This window comes from Aquisalimonas sp. APHAB1-3 (assembly GCF_048323695.1).
In the GTDB taxonomy this organism is placed as follows: Bacteria; Pseudomonadota; Gammaproteobacteria; order Nitrococcales; family Aquisalimonadaceae; genus Aquisalimonas.
Map to the genome: position 1 here is coordinate 71,099 of NZ_JBLWFT010000009.1, position 14,456 is coordinate 85,554.

12 protein-coding genes are annotated in these 14,456 nt (G+C 65.2%); 4 read left to right on the forward strand and 8 right to left on the reverse strand.

Features of this window, described 5'->3' with window-relative positions; all coding sequences use genetic code 11:
* Positions 1–11 precede the first annotated feature (11 nt).
* Positions 12–932, forward strand: a complete 921-nt coding sequence (lpxC, locus tag ACNSTU_RS13270; protein ID WP_290634565.1) for a UDP-3-O-acyl-N-acetylglucosamine deacetylase — start codon at positions 12–14, stop codon at positions 930–932.
* 32 nt (positions 933–964) lie between these two features.
* Here the strand turns inward: lpxC and ACNSTU_RS13275 are convergent, their stop codons facing one another.
* Positions 965–1,426, reverse strand: a complete 462-nt coding sequence (locus ACNSTU_RS13275) for a DciA family protein (protein WP_290634567.1) — start codon at positions 1,424–1,426, stop codon at positions 965–967.
* 231 nt (positions 1,427–1,657) lie between these two features.
* On the opposite strand from ACNSTU_RS13275, the gene secA reads away from it, so the two are divergent.
* From secA to ACNSTU_RS13290, 3 genes are read left to right on the forward strand one after another with little or no spacing between them, the layout of a single operon-like run.
* Positions 1,658–4,396 carry a preprotein translocase subunit SecA gene (secA, locus tag ACNSTU_RS13280; RefSeq protein ID WP_290634569.1) on the forward strand — a complete coding sequence of 913 codons (2,739 nt, stop codon included), beginning with the start codon at positions 1,658–1,660 and terminating at the stop codon, positions 4,394–4,396.
* Positions 4,397–4,408: 12 nt separating this feature from the next.
* Positions 4,409–5,623, forward strand: coding sequence for a bifunctional glutamate N-acetyltransferase/amino-acid acetyltransferase ArgJ (gene argJ / locus ACNSTU_RS13285; RefSeq protein WP_290634571.1), 1,215 nt, complete (start codon positions 4,409–4,411; stop codon positions 5,621–5,623).
* A 14-nt stretch (positions 5,624–5,637) separates the two neighbouring features.
* A complete protein-coding gene (locus ACNSTU_RS13290; protein WP_290634572.1) occupies positions 5,638–6,600 on the forward strand; it encodes a Nudix family hydrolase in 963 nt (320 codons plus the stop codon).
* 20 nt (positions 6,601–6,620) lie between these two features.
* Here the strand turns inward: ACNSTU_RS13290 and ACNSTU_RS13295 are convergent, their stop codons facing one another.
* The 7 genes from ACNSTU_RS13295 to ACNSTU_RS13325 form a co-directional block, all read right to left on the reverse strand.
* Complete coding sequence (locus ACNSTU_RS13295) at positions 6,621–6,827, reverse strand: DNA gyrase inhibitor YacG (protein WP_290634573.1); 207 nt, start codon at positions 6,825–6,827, stop codon at positions 6,621–6,623.
* A 6-nt stretch (positions 6,828–6,833) separates the two neighbouring features.
* Complete coding sequence (gene zapD / locus ACNSTU_RS13300; protein WP_290634574.1) at positions 6,834–7,622, reverse strand: cell division protein ZapD; 789 nt, start codon at positions 7,620–7,622, stop codon at positions 6,834–6,836.
* Positions 7,622–8,251, reverse strand: coding sequence for a dephospho-CoA kinase (gene coaE / locus ACNSTU_RS13305; protein ID WP_290634575.1), 630 nt, complete (start codon positions 8,249–8,251; stop codon positions 7,622–7,624). The genes zapD and coaE overlap by 1 nt, the downstream gene beginning before the upstream one ends.
* Before the next feature lie 38 nt (positions 8,252–8,289).
* On the reverse strand, positions 8,290–9,168 hold the full coding sequence (locus tag ACNSTU_RS13310; RefSeq protein ID WP_290637907.1) for a prepilin peptidase: 879 nt from the start codon (positions 9,166–9,168) through the stop codon (positions 8,290–8,292).
* 33 nt (positions 9,169–9,201) lie between these two features.
* Positions 9,202–10,428: a type II secretion system F family protein gene (locus tag ACNSTU_RS13315; RefSeq protein WP_290634577.1), complete on the reverse strand. Its 1,227-nt coding sequence runs from the start codon at positions 10,426–10,428 to the stop codon at positions 9,202–9,204.
* A 2-nt stretch (positions 10,429–10,430) separates the two neighbouring features.
* Positions 10,431–12,149, reverse strand: a complete 1,719-nt coding sequence (pilB, locus tag ACNSTU_RS13320; protein WP_290634579.1) for a type IV-A pilus assembly ATPase PilB — start codon at positions 12,147–12,149, stop codon at positions 10,431–10,433.
* A 317-nt stretch (positions 12,150–12,466) separates the two neighbouring features.
* The gene (locus ACNSTU_RS13325; protein ID WP_290634581.1) at positions 12,467–14,446 is read right to left on the reverse strand and encodes an acetoacetate--CoA ligase; all 1,980 of its coding nucleotides are present in this window, start codon (positions 14,444–14,446) and stop codon (positions 12,467–12,469) included.
* Between the last annotated feature and the right edge of the window lie 10 nt (positions 14,447–14,456).

Genomic DNA, 14,456 nt, shown 5'->3' on the forward strand with positions numbered 1-14,456 from the left:
TGATTGTGGCAATGATCCGCCAACGCACCCTCAAAAACGTGATCCGCGCCACCGGCGTCGGTCTGCACACCGGGGAGAAGGTCTACCTGACGCTTCTGCCCGCGCAGGCGAATACCGGGATCGTGTTCCGGCGCACGGATCTTGGCACCGAATGGGAAATCGGCGCGCACCCCGAGAATGTGGGCGACACGCTGCTCTCTACGTGCCTGGTCCGCGACGGCGTTCGCGTGGCAACGGTCGAACACCTGCTGTCCGCCCTGGCCGGGTTGGGCATCGACAACGTCATCGTCGAGCTGAGCAATGCGGAAGTCCCGATCATGGATGGCAGTGCCGGCCCGTTCGTGTTCCTGATTCAGTCCGCAGGTATCCAGGAGCAGGAGGCGCCCAAGAAGTTTGTGCGCGTCCGCAAGCCCGTAGTGGTTGAAGACGACGACAAATGGGTCCGTTTCGACCCGTTCGACGGCTTCAAGGTGGACTTCACCATCGAATTCAACCATCCGGTCTTTGATAGTGGTACCCAGCACGCATCCGTGGATTTCTCGGCTACCTCCTTCGTCAAGGAAATCTCACGGGCGCGCACATTCGGTTTCATGCGTGACATCGAGACGCTGCAAGCCAATCGGCTGGCGCTGGGTGGCAGCCTGGACAACGCCATCGTGGTGGATGACTACCGCATCCTCAACGAAGACGGTCTGCGCTACCGCGACGAGTTCGTGAAGCACAAGATTCTCGACGCGATCGGTGACCTGTATCAGCTCGGTCACAGCGTGATCGGGGCGTTCACCGGCTACAAGTCCGGGCATCACCTGAACAACATGCTGCTGCGAGCCCTGCTTGCCAACCAGGATGCGTGGGAATACGTCACCTTTGAGGGGGACGAGCCTGCACCGGTTTCGTTTGACCAGCCCTTGTCGGCCCCGGCGCCGGCGTGACCTGGGAGCTGAAGCCGGCCGCGGGCTGACCGCTAGTCCTGTTCGCGACCTCCCGGAGCGCGGGACGCCAGTTTCGCCAGTGCGTCCGCAAGCCGGGGGTCGGTGGCGTGTCGGGCGGCTGCGTCAATCGTGCGGCCGGCTGATGTGGACAGGGTTTTCGGCGTGGTGACGTCCGGGCGGCGCGGCAGATTGCCGATCCGGATGGTCACCTGCTGTGGCCGGATCCCGGCCTGGTCCATCACCACCTCCTGCAGACGAGGTGCCAGATACCGTAACCGGTGCCGCCACTCAGGGCTATCCGCCACGAGGACCAGGGCGTCGCGGCCGATCCGGGCGAGCCGCACGTGGCCCCTGGCCTGTGGCGGCAACTCTCGAAGCAGGCGTGTCTCCCACTGCCGCAGTTGTGCGGCGCGTGCGTACAGCCCGGCGGCAGGACCGCGTGTCTCCTTGAATGCCCCGGACAGGGGTTTCGGGCCCTTGCCTTTCGTTGCCATGCGTCAATCCCCCGCAACCCATCGCCTGCAGTTTACCCGCCGATCAGGTATGATGATCCATTTACCGGCCGCGCCCTGCAGCGGTGATTGTCATCATGGCTTCCATGGTGCCAGACGCAAGCAGCGCGGGGCGATCGGCGGATGGAACCAGGCCCCGGTCGAGGGCGTCGGAAATGCGTTCTGCAGTGGTGCGCTCGCGCCGCTGCCCACATCGTCATCGAGAAGGTCTCTATGCTAGGTGCAATTGCCAAGAAGGTCTTCGGCACCCGTAACGAACGGCAGGTCCGCAAACACTGGAAGAACGTGGACCGGATCAACGCCCTTGAGTCGGAGGTTGAAGCGCTGACCGACGAGGAACTCCGGGCGCGTACCGATGCGTTCAGGGAGCGGCATGCCAACGGTGAGAGCCTTGACGCGCTGTTGCCGGAGGCTTTTGCCACGGTTCGAGAGGCCGCCCGGCGCGTGCTGGACATGCGACATTTCGATGTCCAGCTGATCGGGGGCATGGTCCTCCACTCCGGGCGAATTGCCGAGATGAAGACCGGCGAGGGCAAGACCCTGGTCGCCACTCTGGCTGCCTATCTCAACGCCCTGAGCGGCAATAGCGTGCACGTGGTGACGGTCAACGACTATCTTGCCCGGCGCGACGCCGAGTGGATGGGCCGCATTTACGGCTTTCTGGGGCTGGAGACCGGCGTCGTTGTGCCCGGTATGGCGCACGAGGACAAAAAAGCCGCTTACGCCTGCGATATCGTCTACGGTACCAACAACGAGTTCGGTTTCGATTACCTGCGCGACAACATGGCGTTCCGGCTCGACGACCGCATGCAGCGGGATCTCGGTTTCGCCATCGTGGACGAGGTGGACTCCATCCTCATCGATGAAGCGCGTACCCCGCTGATCATCTCCGGCCCGGCCGAGCAGAGTTCGCAGCTCTACGAGAGCATCAATGCCCTCATACCGCATCTGAGCAGGCAGGAAGAAGACGAGGGTCCGGGTGATTTCTGGCTGGACGAGAAATCCCGGCAGGCCTACCTCACCGAGGAGGGACACGACCGGGTCGAGGAGATGCTCTCCGAAGCCGGACTGCTGAAAGAGGGGGAGAGTCTTTACGATCCCCGGAACATTGGTCTGCTGCATCACTTCAACGCGGCGCTGCGCGCGCACCACCTGTATCACCGGAATGACCAGTACCTGATACGTGACGAGCAGGTGGTGATCGTCGACGAGTTCACCGGCCGGGCCATGCCCGGGCGGCGCTGGTCGGACGGCCTGCATCAGGCGGTGGAGGCGAAGGAAGGCCTGCCGGTGCGCAAGGAGAACCAGACCCTTGCCTCCATCACGTTCCAGAACTTCTTCCGCCTGTACGAGAAGCTCTCGGGCATGACCGGCACCGCCGACACCGAGGCCTACGAGTTCCAGCACATCTATGGGCTGGAGGTCACGGTCATCCCGACGCACCGGCCGATGATCCGCGAGGACAATAACGATCTCGTCTATCTCAACCAGAATGACAAGATCAACGCCATCGTCGAGGACATCGTCGCCAACCGTGAGGCGGGGCGGCCGATCCTTGTGGGCACGGCCTCCATCGACGTCTCGGAGGTGATCTCCAAGAGCCTTGACGATGCCGGTATCCCCCACGAAGTGCTCAACGCCAAGCAGCATGACCGCGAGGCGCCGATCATCGCCAAGGCCGGTGAGCCGGGCGCCGTGACCATCGCGACCAACATGGCGGGTCGCGGCACCGACATCGTCCTGGGCGGTAACCTGGACGCCGAGCTGGCGGAACTGGGCGAGGATGCCACCGAGGAGCAGCGCGAGGCGGTCCGCGCCGACTGGCAGCGCCGTCACCAGCAGGTCATTGAAGCGGGCGGCCTGCACGTGATCGGCACCGAGCGGCACGAATCCCGCCGCGTGGATAACCAGCTGCGCGGTCGTTCGGGGCGCCAGGGTGACCCGGGCTCGACCCGGTTTTATCTGTCACTGGAAGACAGCCTCCTGCGCATTTTCGCGTCCGAGCGCGTCTCCAACCTGATGCAGCGGCTCGGCATGCAGGAGGGCGAGGCCATTGAGTCCGGCATGGTCTCGCGGGTGATCGAGAATGCCCAGCGCAAGGTCGAAACCCATAACTTCGATATCCGCAAGCAGTTGCTGGAATTTGACGACGTCGCCAACGACCAGCGTCGGGTGATCTATCGTCAGCGTCAGGAGCTGATGGCGGATGACGACCTCAGCGAAACCGTCGAGGTCATGCGCAACGACGTCGTCAACCGCGTCATCGACGAGTACATCCCGCCCGGCAGCATCGACGAGCAGTGGGATGTCGCCGGCCTGGAAGAGGCCCTGCGGCGCGACTTCGCCCTGGAGCTGCCGATCCAGCAGTGGCTGGACGACGAAGACGACCTCCACGAGGAGCCTCTGCGCGAGCGCATCGTCGAGCAGGCCCAGGCGAAGTATCTCGAGAAGGAAGAGCAGGTTGGCGCGGACGCCCTGCGCCGGTTCGAGAAGGTGGCGATGCTGCAGGTGCTGGACAGCCAGTGGAAGGAGCACCTGGCGGCCATGGACTACCTCCGCCAGGGCATCCACCTGCGCGGCTACGCGCAACGCAACCCGAAGCAGGAGTTCAAGAAGGACGCCTTCCACATGTTCTCCGCGATGCTCGAGAGCATCCAGCGGGAAGTCATCAGCCTGCTGCAGCGCGTGCAGGTCCGGGAGCCGGAGGACGTGGACCGCGCCGAGGCGGAGCAGCCGAAGCCCCAGGAGCGCGCCGACGTGAGCTATCAACACGCCGAGAGTCAGAGTGCGCTCGCCGGGGGTGGTGACGAGGCCGGCGAGGGGCGGGGGGATCGCGCCGCCCCGCGCACCGCAGACACCTTCGTCCGCGAGGGCCGGAAGGTGGGGCGCAACGAGCCGTGCACCTGCGGTTCCGGCAAGAAGTACAAGAACTGCTGCGGACGCCTGACCTGAGGAGCCTGTAACGTGGCGGTCGGACTCCCCCTGCAACCTGCGATAGCCCCGGTCCCCGGCGTTCGTCTTGGCGTGGCCGCGGCCGGCATCAAGAAGCCGGGCCGCCCTGATCTGGTGCTTATGGCACTGGACCCGGGCTCCAGGGCGAGTGCCGTGTTCACCCGAAACCGGTTCTGTGCGGCGCCCGTGCACGTGGCGCGTCGCCACCTGGGGGCGGCCGAGCCCCGTTTTCTGCTCATCAATACCGGCAACGCCAACGCCGGGACCGGCGAGGCCGGCATGGCCGCGGCACTGTCGTCCTGCGAGGCGGTGGCCCGGCACATGGACGTGGCCGACGCCTCTGTGCTGCCGTTCTCCACCGGCGTCATTGGTGAGCCATTGCCGGTGGACCGTATCATCAATGCCATTCCCGAGGCCGCCACGGCGCTGCAGAGCGATGGCTGGCTCGCCGCGGCGGCCGGCATTCTCACCACCGATACCGTGCCCAAGGGCGCGTCGCGGCGGGTGGCCCTGAGCGGTGGTGAGGTCACCATCAGCGGCATGTCCAAGGGGGCGGGAATGATCCGCCCCGACATGGCCACCATGCTTGCGTTCATCGCCACGGACGCCGACCTGACCCAGGCCCAGCTGGATGACGTCCTACGCCACGCCGTGGGCACCAGCTTCAACCGCATCACCGTAGACGGTGACACGTCCACCAATGATGCCTGTGTCCTGATCGGTACCGGCGCCAGCGGCATCGCGCCGGCGGCTGGCAGCGATGACCTGGAGCGCCTGCAGCAGGCCCTGGTGTCGCTGTGCCAGGAACTGGCGCAGGCCATCGTGCGGGACGGTGAGGGCGCGACCCGCTTCATCACCATTGACGTGAGCGGTGCATGCAATGAGGCGGAGGCGGAGGCCGTTGCCTTCACCATTGCCCAGTCGCCGCTGGTGAAGACGGCGTTCTTCGCGGGCGATCCCAACTGGGGCCGAATCCTGGCCGCCATTGGCCGCGCGGGCGTGGACGATATGGACGTGGATCGTGTGGCCATCTGGCTGGACGACCTGTGTATTGCGGCCCACGGCGGCCGTTCCCCCGATTACAGCGAGCCCGCCGCGGCGGAACGCATGAGCCGGGAGGAGATCACCATTCATGTCGCGCTCGGACGTGGTGACGCCGGGGCGGTGGTCTGGACCTGTGACTTTTCCTATGAATACGTGCGTATCAACGCCGAATACCGCACCTGACCGCGCCTCCGCTTATGGGCCGCAATGACTCCGCGCAGACCCACGTGGCCGTGGGCGTGATCCGCCTGCCCGATGGGCGTGTGCTCATCGCACGCCGGGCCGAAGACAGCCATCAGGGGGGGCGCTGGGAGTTTCCCGGTGGCAAGGTTGAAGCGGGTGAAACCGTTCGCGACGCCCTTGCCCGGGAACTGCACGAGGAACTGGGTATCCAGCCTCTGGAGGTGCGGCCATTGATTCGCGTGCCGTGGCAGTATGCCGACAAGTCGGTGCTACTGGACACGTGGGAAGTGCGGCGCTTCGCCGGGACGCCGTCCGGCCGTGAAGGCCAACCGCTGCGGTGGGTGCCGCCGCGGGAGCTGAACCGCTACCGGTTTCCCGCCGCTAACGGCCCGATCACCACGGCTGCGTCGCTGCCGGAGACATATCTCATTACGCCGGATCTTGCCGACGGCGAGCGCAGCAGCGCTTTTCTCGAGCGGTTGCGGCGCCACATGGCGGCCGGCGCGGGTCTGATCCAGCTCCGTCTCCCCGGCGCCTCGGCAACGGTCTGGCGCCGGGTTGCAGGTGAATCGGCCCTGATGGCAAGAGAGCAGGGGGTGCAGTTGCTGCTCAACGGGGATGTGGCGCTCGCGCGGGAGCTGAAAACGGGCGTTCATCTGCCCGCAGCCATGCTGCATGAACTGGACCGGCGGCCGCTGGCCTCCTCGTCGCTGGTGGCAGCGTCCTGTCACGACGCCAATGAACTGGCCCGGGCCGTGTCCTTGGGCGCTGATTTCGCGGTTCTCGGGCCCGTGCGCCCCACGGCAAGCCACCCGGATGCGACCCCGCTTGGTGAAGCCCGGTTTCAGGAGCTGGTTGCCGACGTGCCGATTCCCGTGTACGCCCTGGGCGGGTTGGGCGCCGATGATCTGGCGCAACTGCACGCCTGCCGCGCACAGGGTGTCGCGGCGATCCGGGGGTTGTGGCGGGTGGACTGAGCCGGCCCCGCCGCATGGGACTACTGGTTGGCCGGGTCCTGCTCGTCGCCGATCTCGTCCAGCAGTTCCTCCGGGAGCTCGATGCCGGGAATTCGGTGGCTCTCCTGCAGCCAGCCGCCCAGGTCCACAGACTTGCAGCGTTCGCTGCAGAATGGCCGCCAGGGGCTGTCGCCGTCCCAGTCCACGAGTTTCCTGCAGTTGGGGCAGGGGGCGTTGCGATTGCTCATCTCAAATCAAAGAACGCAGAGTTGCAGTACGAACCGTTTATCCTCGGTCGACTGCTGGGGCCGGTCAAGGGTGCCGTTCTGTTCCATGAAGCGGATTGTGATGAACATCTTGGTGCCGCTGATCTCGGGGTACTCGCTGCTGTCCGCCGGCAATTCCACGCGAACCAGCTGGTAGGAGGTGTTCTTGTCCAGGTTGCGCTGATAGGTTCCCTTGCGGCTGTGACACTCCTTCGGAATTGCGCTGTCGCGGAGCAGCCCCAGTACGGTCTCGGTCGCATCCCGGACCGTATCGATGCTTGCGTACCAGTTCTCCAGGTCGTGCTGCCGAGCGCTGGCCGGGCGGGACAGCCAGCGGTGGTAGCGTGGCAGGTCGAAAGCGCACGTGCCACCGGCGATGCCGGCGCGCTGCATGACGTTCGAGAGTAGGTCATCCTGACGCAGTGCTGCGCCCAGCTGGCCGGTGTGCTGGCCCAGCCGTTCGTGCAGTGTGCCGCAGCGCTCAATGACGTGGTGCAGGCGGTCGGTGTCGACTCCGGGCCGTTCCTCCAGGCGCCTCAGCAGGCTGGTGACCCGGTCCAGCTCCTTGATGAGCTCGGTCTTGAGATCGCCGCGGCTGAACAGGTCCAGGATCTCGCCAATGGTGCTGACGCCAAGCCGGCTGTGCCACAGCGTGTCACCTTCCATCGCGAACCGGGCCTGACCGAACAGGTGTTCCAGCCGCATGAGGGTGCGCACGCGCTCATTCAGCGGCTGTTCGAAGACGATGGATTCATCGTGGTCTTGTTCGTGTTCCATTAGTGCTCCGCTAGACCGGCGTTCGTGTTGGCGCTGCGTTCCGCCATGGCGAGATACGCCTGATGCAGAGTCTCGACCTGCTGCTTCAGGTTCTCAAGATCCTGGGTGTTGTCGATGATGTCGTCTGCGTGGTGCAGCCTCCGCTCCCGGGACGTCTGTGCGGCGATGATTGCATCCGCCTGCTCCGGGGTACTGCCGTCCCGGGCGATAAGCCGCTCGCGCTGTACGGATTCCGGGACGTCCACAACCAGGACGCGCTCGACCATGTCCAGCAGATTGCTCTCCACGAGCAGCGGTACGGACAGGATCGCGTACGGCCCCCGGACCTGGCGCAGCTCGGCATCCATGAACGCGCGGATCCGCGGGTGCAGGATGCCCTCGAGCCGCTGGCGTGCCGCATCGTCCGCAAACGCCGTTTGCCGCAGCTGCTGGCGGTCGAGTGTTCCTTCGGCCGTGAGAATCTGATCACCGAAAGCCTCCACGAGTTCCGACAATGCAGGCTCCCCGGGTTCCACGACACGCCGGGAGGCGACATCCGCATCCACAACGGTAACACCGCGGTCGGCGAACAGGTCGCTGACCGTGGTCTTGCCGCTGGCGACGCCGCCTGTGAGACCGATGATGAGCACGGATTCGCATCCTCCACGTTTCGGGCGGCCCGGCGACCCTAACCCAGCCCGGACAACCGCATGTACATGGCGATCAGGTCATCCCGCCACAGTAAGGTAAGCCAGCCCGCAGCGGCAAGGTATGGGCCGAACGGAATGGGCAGTTCCCGGTCCCGCCCCAGAACCAGTACCATGGCGACGCCTGCAACCGCACCGACCAACGACGCCATCAAAATGACAACCGGCAGTGCCTGCCACCCCAGCCAGGCCCCCAGCAGGGCGAGCAACTTGAAGTCCCCGTAGCCCATGCCCTCCTTGCCGGTTGCGAGCCGAAAACAGTGGAACACGAGCCACAGGCTGAGATAGCCCGCCATGGCGCCGATCAACGCGTCCACGGGTGACGCCAGCGCGCCGTCGGTGAGCAGCGCGAACGCCAGGCCGAACCACAGCATGGGCAGGGTCAGCGTATCGGGCAGCAGCTGATGGTCGACATCAATCCCTGAGAGGGCGATCAAGGACCAGGTGAGCAGCAACGCGCCCGCCAGTTCAATACTCCAGCCGAAATGCCAGGCCACGGCAGCGGAGAGCAGGCCGGCGAGCAGCTCGACGGCGGGGTAGCGGGCACTGATCGCCGCGCGGCAGCCCCGGCAGCGGCCATGCTGGGCCAGCCAGCTCAGCACCGGGATGTTTTCCCAGGCGCGGATGTGGCGGCCGCAGGCGGGGCAGTGGGACCCCGGGGTGATCAGGTCGAAACGCCCTCCGGTCGTCTCCGCCGCCTCGCCCAGCACCTCCCGCGCCTGTTCTCGCCACGCCCGTTCCAGCATGACCGGCAGGCGCAGGATGACGACATTGAGAAAACTGCCCACCAGCAGCCCGAAAACGAACGTTGCGGGGATCAGGCCCGCTGGCTGCTGCAGTACGTCGATTACGCTTGCCATCCGGTGAGAGCGGTCCTCGCTGAAAGGGCGGCGTCAGATGACCTGACCCATCTGGAAAATCGGCAGATACATGGCGATGACGAGGCCGCCCACTAGGACGCCCAGAATCACCATGATGAACGGCTCCAGCAGGCTGCTGAGGCTGTCGATCTGGTTGTCGACTTCCTCTTCGTAGAAATCCGCCACCTTCGCCAGCATCGTATCCAGCGAGCCGGACTCCTCGCCGATGGCGGCCATCTGCACCACCATGTGGGGGAACAGGTTGGACAAGCGCATGGCGACATTCAACTGTTGCCCGGAGGCGACCTGGTCTTTCATCTCCAGAATGGCGTCTTCATAGACGGTATTACCGCAGGCGCCGGAGACTGATTCCAGCGCCTCCACCAGCGGCACGCCGGCGGCGAACATGGTTGAGAGCGTGCGCCCGAAGCGCGCGGTGGCGGCTTTGTCCAGAATCGGCCCCACCACCGGGATGCGCAGCAACAGCCGGTCCATGAAGCGCCGGAAGCGTGGCGATCGTCGATGGGTCACGACGAAGGCCACCACCGCGCCGATGATGCCCCCGAAGATGGCGTACCAGTACTGCTGGAAGAAGTCCGAGAGGTTGATGACCATGCGCGTGAAAACCGGCAGATCGGCGCCGAAACTGCGGAACATGTTCTGAAATTCCGGCACCACGAAAATCAGCAGGATCGCTGTGACGATGAACGCCACCACGATGACTGCGGCCGGATAGAACATGGCCTTGCGGATCTTCTTCTTGATCGACTCCGTCTTCTCCAGATAGGTCGCCAGCTTGTCGAGCAGCGTATCCAGCACGCCGGCGGATTCGCCGGCCTCGACCAGGTTGCAGAAGAGGTCGTTGAAGTAGCGGGGGTGTTTCGCCAGCGCCTCGCTGAGGTTGGTGCCCCCCTCCACGTCGCCCTTGATGTCGGCGATGAGCTCCCGCATGGATGGGTTCTGGTGACCCGACGCCATGATGTCCAGGCCCTGCACCAGCGGCACACCGGCATTCATCATGGTGGCGAGCTGGCGGCTGAACACCGCGATGTCGCCTGGGTCGATGCGCTTCTTGCGCTGCCCCAGGCTGGACAGCGCGGACTTGCGACGTACGTTCTTCGGGTTGATACCGATGCGGCGCAGTTCCGCCTTCATCATGGTGACGTTGGCGGCCTGGTTCTCGCCCTTGACCCGTTCTCCGCGTTTGTCGGTTCCTTCCCAGACGAACGTGGGATTCTGTTTTGCCGCTTTTGCTGCCATGTTCATTCCTTGGTGACGCGGTTGACCTCGTCGAGGCTGGTCACGCCCTGCATGACCTTCATCAGGCCCGAGCGTCTGAGGTCGTTGATCCCTTCCCTGGCGGCCTGCTCTTCGAGCTGCATGGCGTTGCCGCCTTCCATGATGATCCGGCCCATGGCCTCGCTGACGGGCATGGCCTGGTAGATGCCCACGCGGCCCTTGTAGCCCTGGTTGCACTGGTCGCAGCCCACCGGGGCGTAGACGGTGAGGTCGTCCAGGTCGGCGTCGGCAAACCCTTCCTTCTTCAACGCCTCCGCAGGGATGTCCGCCGGGGCCTTGCAGTTGCTGCACAGTCGCCGCGCCAGCCGCTGGGCGATGATCAGGTGCACGGACGAGGCGATATTGTACGACGGCACGCCCATGTTCATGAGCCGGGTCAGGGTCTGCGGGGCGTCGTTGGTGTGCAGTGTGGACAGGACCAGGTGCCCGGTTTGTGCCGCCTTGATGGCGATCTCGGCGGTTTCCAGGTCTCGGATCTCGCCGACCATGACCACGTCCGGGTCCTGGCGCAGGAACGCGCGCAGGGCCGTGGCGAAGGTGAGTCCGGCCTTGGGATTCATGTTGACCTGGTTGATCCCGGGCAGGTTGATTTCCACCGGATCCTCGACCGTGGAGATGTTCCGGTCCTCGGTGTTGAGGATATTCAGCGCCGTGTAAAGGGACACGGTCTTGCCGCTGCCGGTGGGGCCGGTGACCAGCACCATACCGTAGGGCTTCTCGATGGCGCCGAGGAAGCGTTCTTTCTGTTCCGGTTCGTAGCCGAGCTTGTCCACGCCCAGCATGGCGCTGCTGGGGTCGAGAATACGCAGCACGATCTTCTCGCCGAACAGCGTCGGACAGCTGCTGACACGGAAGTCGATGGCGCGGGTCTTGGACAGGCTCATCTTGATGCGCCCGTCCTGTGGCACCCGCCTTTCGGCGATGTCCATGCGCGACATGACCTTCAGTCGTGCGGAGATCCGTGGGGCGAGCCCCAGAGGCGGGCTGGCCACGGTGTGCAGCATGCCGTCCTGCCGGAAACGCACGCGGTAGGTCTTCTCGTAGGGCTCGAAATGGATGTCCGAGGCGCCCTTGTTGATGGCGTCCACCAGCACCTTGTTGACGAAGCGCACCACCGGCGCGTCATCGGCATCGGATTCCTCGCCGGGGGTCGTGTCGTCGTCGCTGGCGCTGACCTGCAGATTCTCAAGGTCGCTGTCGAGCTCCTCGCTGGCCATGCCGAAATTGTTGCCAGCGGCGTCCAGGGCGCGTTCGATGGCGCGTTGCAGCTTGTCGTGCTCGACCAGAACCGGCTCGGTGGTGAGCCCGGTGTGGAACTTGAACTCGTCCAGGGCTTCGAGATTGGTGGGGTCGGTCACCGCCACGAACAGACGCTTGCCGCGCTTGAGCAGCGGCAGGACCTGATGGTGGCGGATGAGTTTCTCCTTGACAAGTTTGACCGCCGCCGGGTCGACGTCCAGTGCGTCCAGGTCCAGCAGTGGCACGCCGAATTCGATGGCAGCGGCGTGGGCCAGGTCGCGGGCGGCGATCAGATGTTCGCTGACCAGGTGCGTCACCAGGGGATGACGCGCCTTGCGGGCGGCTTCCACCGCGTCACGTGCGGATGCCTCGGGGATAAGCCCGTCACGGACGAGTCGTCCGGCCAGGCCACTGAGATTGATTGTCGGGTTTGCCGTTGCCATGGGTCAGGAGTCGGTCGTTCCGGTTGCGGGCTCGGGAGGTGCGGTCACTCGCGGGCCGGATGTCCGCAGTCACGGGACGTGCGATAGAACCCTGTACGCAACGGCCTGCGCATGGCCGGCCAGCTCAGGTGCATCGTCCGTGACACCAGTGCGGGACGCGTCGTTGCTCTCCGTTGTTGCGTCCATGGAATATAAACGATGGATGCCACGAACAAAAACGTAGCACCTGCGGACCAACGCGGATGCGACACAGTTCCGGTTTGCGGACCGGAAAGTCCCTTTTCCGGTCAGGAGTTGCCGCAAGTTGCTGCTGGTCGCTAACCCGTTGGCAGCAGCTCGGCCTCGGCCAGTGCGGCCCGGATGCTGTCCAGGGCTTCCGGGTTGCCCAGGGCGGCGCGGTTCTCTTCCTTCCTGTCGCCGCGAAGCATGCGCGCCACCGCCAGTTCCACCTTCTTGCCGCTGCGCGTGTAGGGGATGTCGTCAACGGCAACGATGTGCCGGGGCACGTGTCTCGGGCTCGCGCCTTCGCGGATGCGCTGGCGCAGCTCGCGCTTGAGATCCCCGGTGAGGGACGTGCCGGCGGCTGGCACCACCAGCAGCACCACCTCCACGTCGCCCTCCACCGGCCGACCCACCACCAGGCTGTCGGCGACCGCGTCGACGGTTTCCACCTGCCTGTAGATCTCCGCCGTACCGATACGCACCCCTCCGGGGTTGAGTACCGCATCGGAGCGCCCGTAGATGATGGCGCCGCCACTCTCGGTGAAGCCGATGAAATCGCCGTGGGCCCAGACACCCGGGAATGTGTCGAAATACGCCTCGCGGTAGCGCGAGCCGTCAGGGTCGTTCCAGAACGCCACCGGCATGGATGGCAGGGGCTGACGGCAGACCAGTTCCCCGCGGTCATGGGCCAGGGCAGTGCCGTCCTCATCAAAGGCGACCACGTCAGCGGCCAGCATGGGCGCCTGGATTTCTCCCCGGCGCACCGGCAGGATCGGGTTGCTGCCCACGAAGCAGGCGCAGATATCCGTGCCGCCGGCGATGGAGCCCAGCAGGATGTCCCGGGAGACGGATTCGTAGAACCAATCATAGTCCTCGGGCAGCAGTGGTGAGCCGGTGGAGAACACCACCCGCAGGCGGCTGAGATCCTGGTCCCGGCCCGGATTGATCTCGGCCTTGCGGCAGGCGGCGATGAAGCGGGCGCTGGTGCCGAAGTGCGTAAGCCGCTCCGACTCGGCCAGCCGCCACGGCATGCCGACGTCCGGGTGTCCCGGGGAGCCGTCGTAGACCACCAGCGTGGCGCCCGCGACGAGAGCGGATGCCTGCCAGTTCCACATCATCCAGCCGCAGGTGGTGAAGTAGAAGAAGCGGTCGCCTGGCGCGACATCACCGTGGAGGATCAGCTCCTTGGCATGGTTCAGCAGAATCCCGCCGGTGCCATGGACGATGCACTTCGGTTTGCCGGTGGTGCCGGAGGAGTAGAGAATGTAGAGGGGGTGGTCGGCAGGTACCGGCGTGAACGATGGCTGCTCCCCGTCGTGGGTGGCCAGGGCCTCGTCCCATGGCACGAAGGCATCGCCTTCCGGCATGGGGGCCTCGTCGAGCTGGCAGATCACCGCGACGGCGCGGACCGACGGCATACGCTCCTTGAGTTCCCGTATTTGCTCGGCCTTGTGGAAGCGCTTGCCACCGAAACTGTAACCGTTTACGGCCACCAGGATTTTGGGTTCGATCTGGCCGAAGCGGTCCTCTGTGGCCTGGGTGCCGAAATCCGGGGAAGCGGAACTCCACACTGCACCGATGCTGCTGGCGGCCAGCATGGCGACCATCGCCTCGTGGCCGTTGCACACGAAACCGGCGACGCGATCCCCGGCCTCCACACCCTGGGCGCGCAGCCAGCCCTCGAAGGCACCCACCTGCTCGTAGAGCGTGCGCCAGGTGACACGGATGGTGTCACGCCCTTCGGCGACGGCGACGATGGCCTCTTCGTCAGCGCGGTCTCCGTGTGCATGGCGCAGCAGGTTGCCGGCGTAACTCAGCCGTGCCCCGGGCAGCCAGCGCGTGGCTGGCATGGGCTGGTCGTCGCGGATGCGCTCCCAGGGGGTGTCAGCCTGCAGGCCGGCATAGTCCCAGACGGAGCGCCAGAAACTGTCCATGTCGCCGACGGACCACTGATACAGCGCCTGCCAGTTGCCGAAGCGGCCGTATCCGTTGTCTGCCAGCCAATCCATGTACCGGGCCATGTTGCTGTTGCGTAGCTCCCGTTCACCCGGTTGCCACAGGATTTCACCGGACATGTCTGTCTTC

What these genes read in the sequence shown, in the direction of transcription:
- ACNSTU_RS13310 (WP_290637907.1), bottom strand. Translation starts at nt 9,168, where the DNA reads ATGGCAAGCGTAATCGACGTACTGCAGCAGCCAGCGGGCCTGATCCCC.
- zapD (WP_290634574.1), bottom strand. Translation starts at nt 7,622, where the DNA reads ATGGAACACGAACAAGACCACGATGAATCCATCGTCTTCGAACAGCCG.
- ACNSTU_RS13295 (WP_290634573.1), bottom strand. Translation starts at nt 6,827, where the DNA reads ATGAGCAATCGCAACGCCCCCTGCCCCAACTGCAGGAAACTCGTGGAC.
- ACNSTU_RS13290 (WP_290634572.1), top strand. Translation starts at nt 5,638, where the DNA reads ATGGGCCGCAATGACTCCGCGCAGACCCACGTGGCCGTGGGCGTGATC.
- ACNSTU_RS13325 (WP_290634581.1), bottom strand. Translation starts at nt 14,446, where the DNA reads ATGTCCGGTGAAATCCTGTGGCAACCGGGTGAACGGGAGCTACGCAAC.
- ACNSTU_RS13275 (WP_290634567.1), bottom strand. Translation starts at nt 1,426, where the DNA reads ATGGCAACGAAAGGCAAGGGCCCGAAACCCCTGTCCGGGGCATTCAAG.
- pilB (WP_290634579.1), bottom strand. Translation starts at nt 12,149, where the DNA reads ATGGCAACGGCAAACCCGACAATCAATCTCAGTGGCCTGGCCGGACGA.
- ACNSTU_RS13315 (WP_290634577.1), bottom strand. Translation starts at nt 10,428, where the DNA reads ATGGCAGCAAAAGCGGCAAAACAGAATCCCACGTTCGTCTGGGAAGGA.
- lpxC (WP_290634565.1), top strand. Translation starts at nt 12, where the DNA reads ATGATCCGCCAACGCACCCTCAAAAACGTGATCCGCGCCACCGGCGTC.
- secA (WP_290634569.1), top strand. Translation starts at nt 1,658, where the DNA reads ATGCTAGGTGCAATTGCCAAGAAGGTCTTCGGCACCCGTAACGAACGG.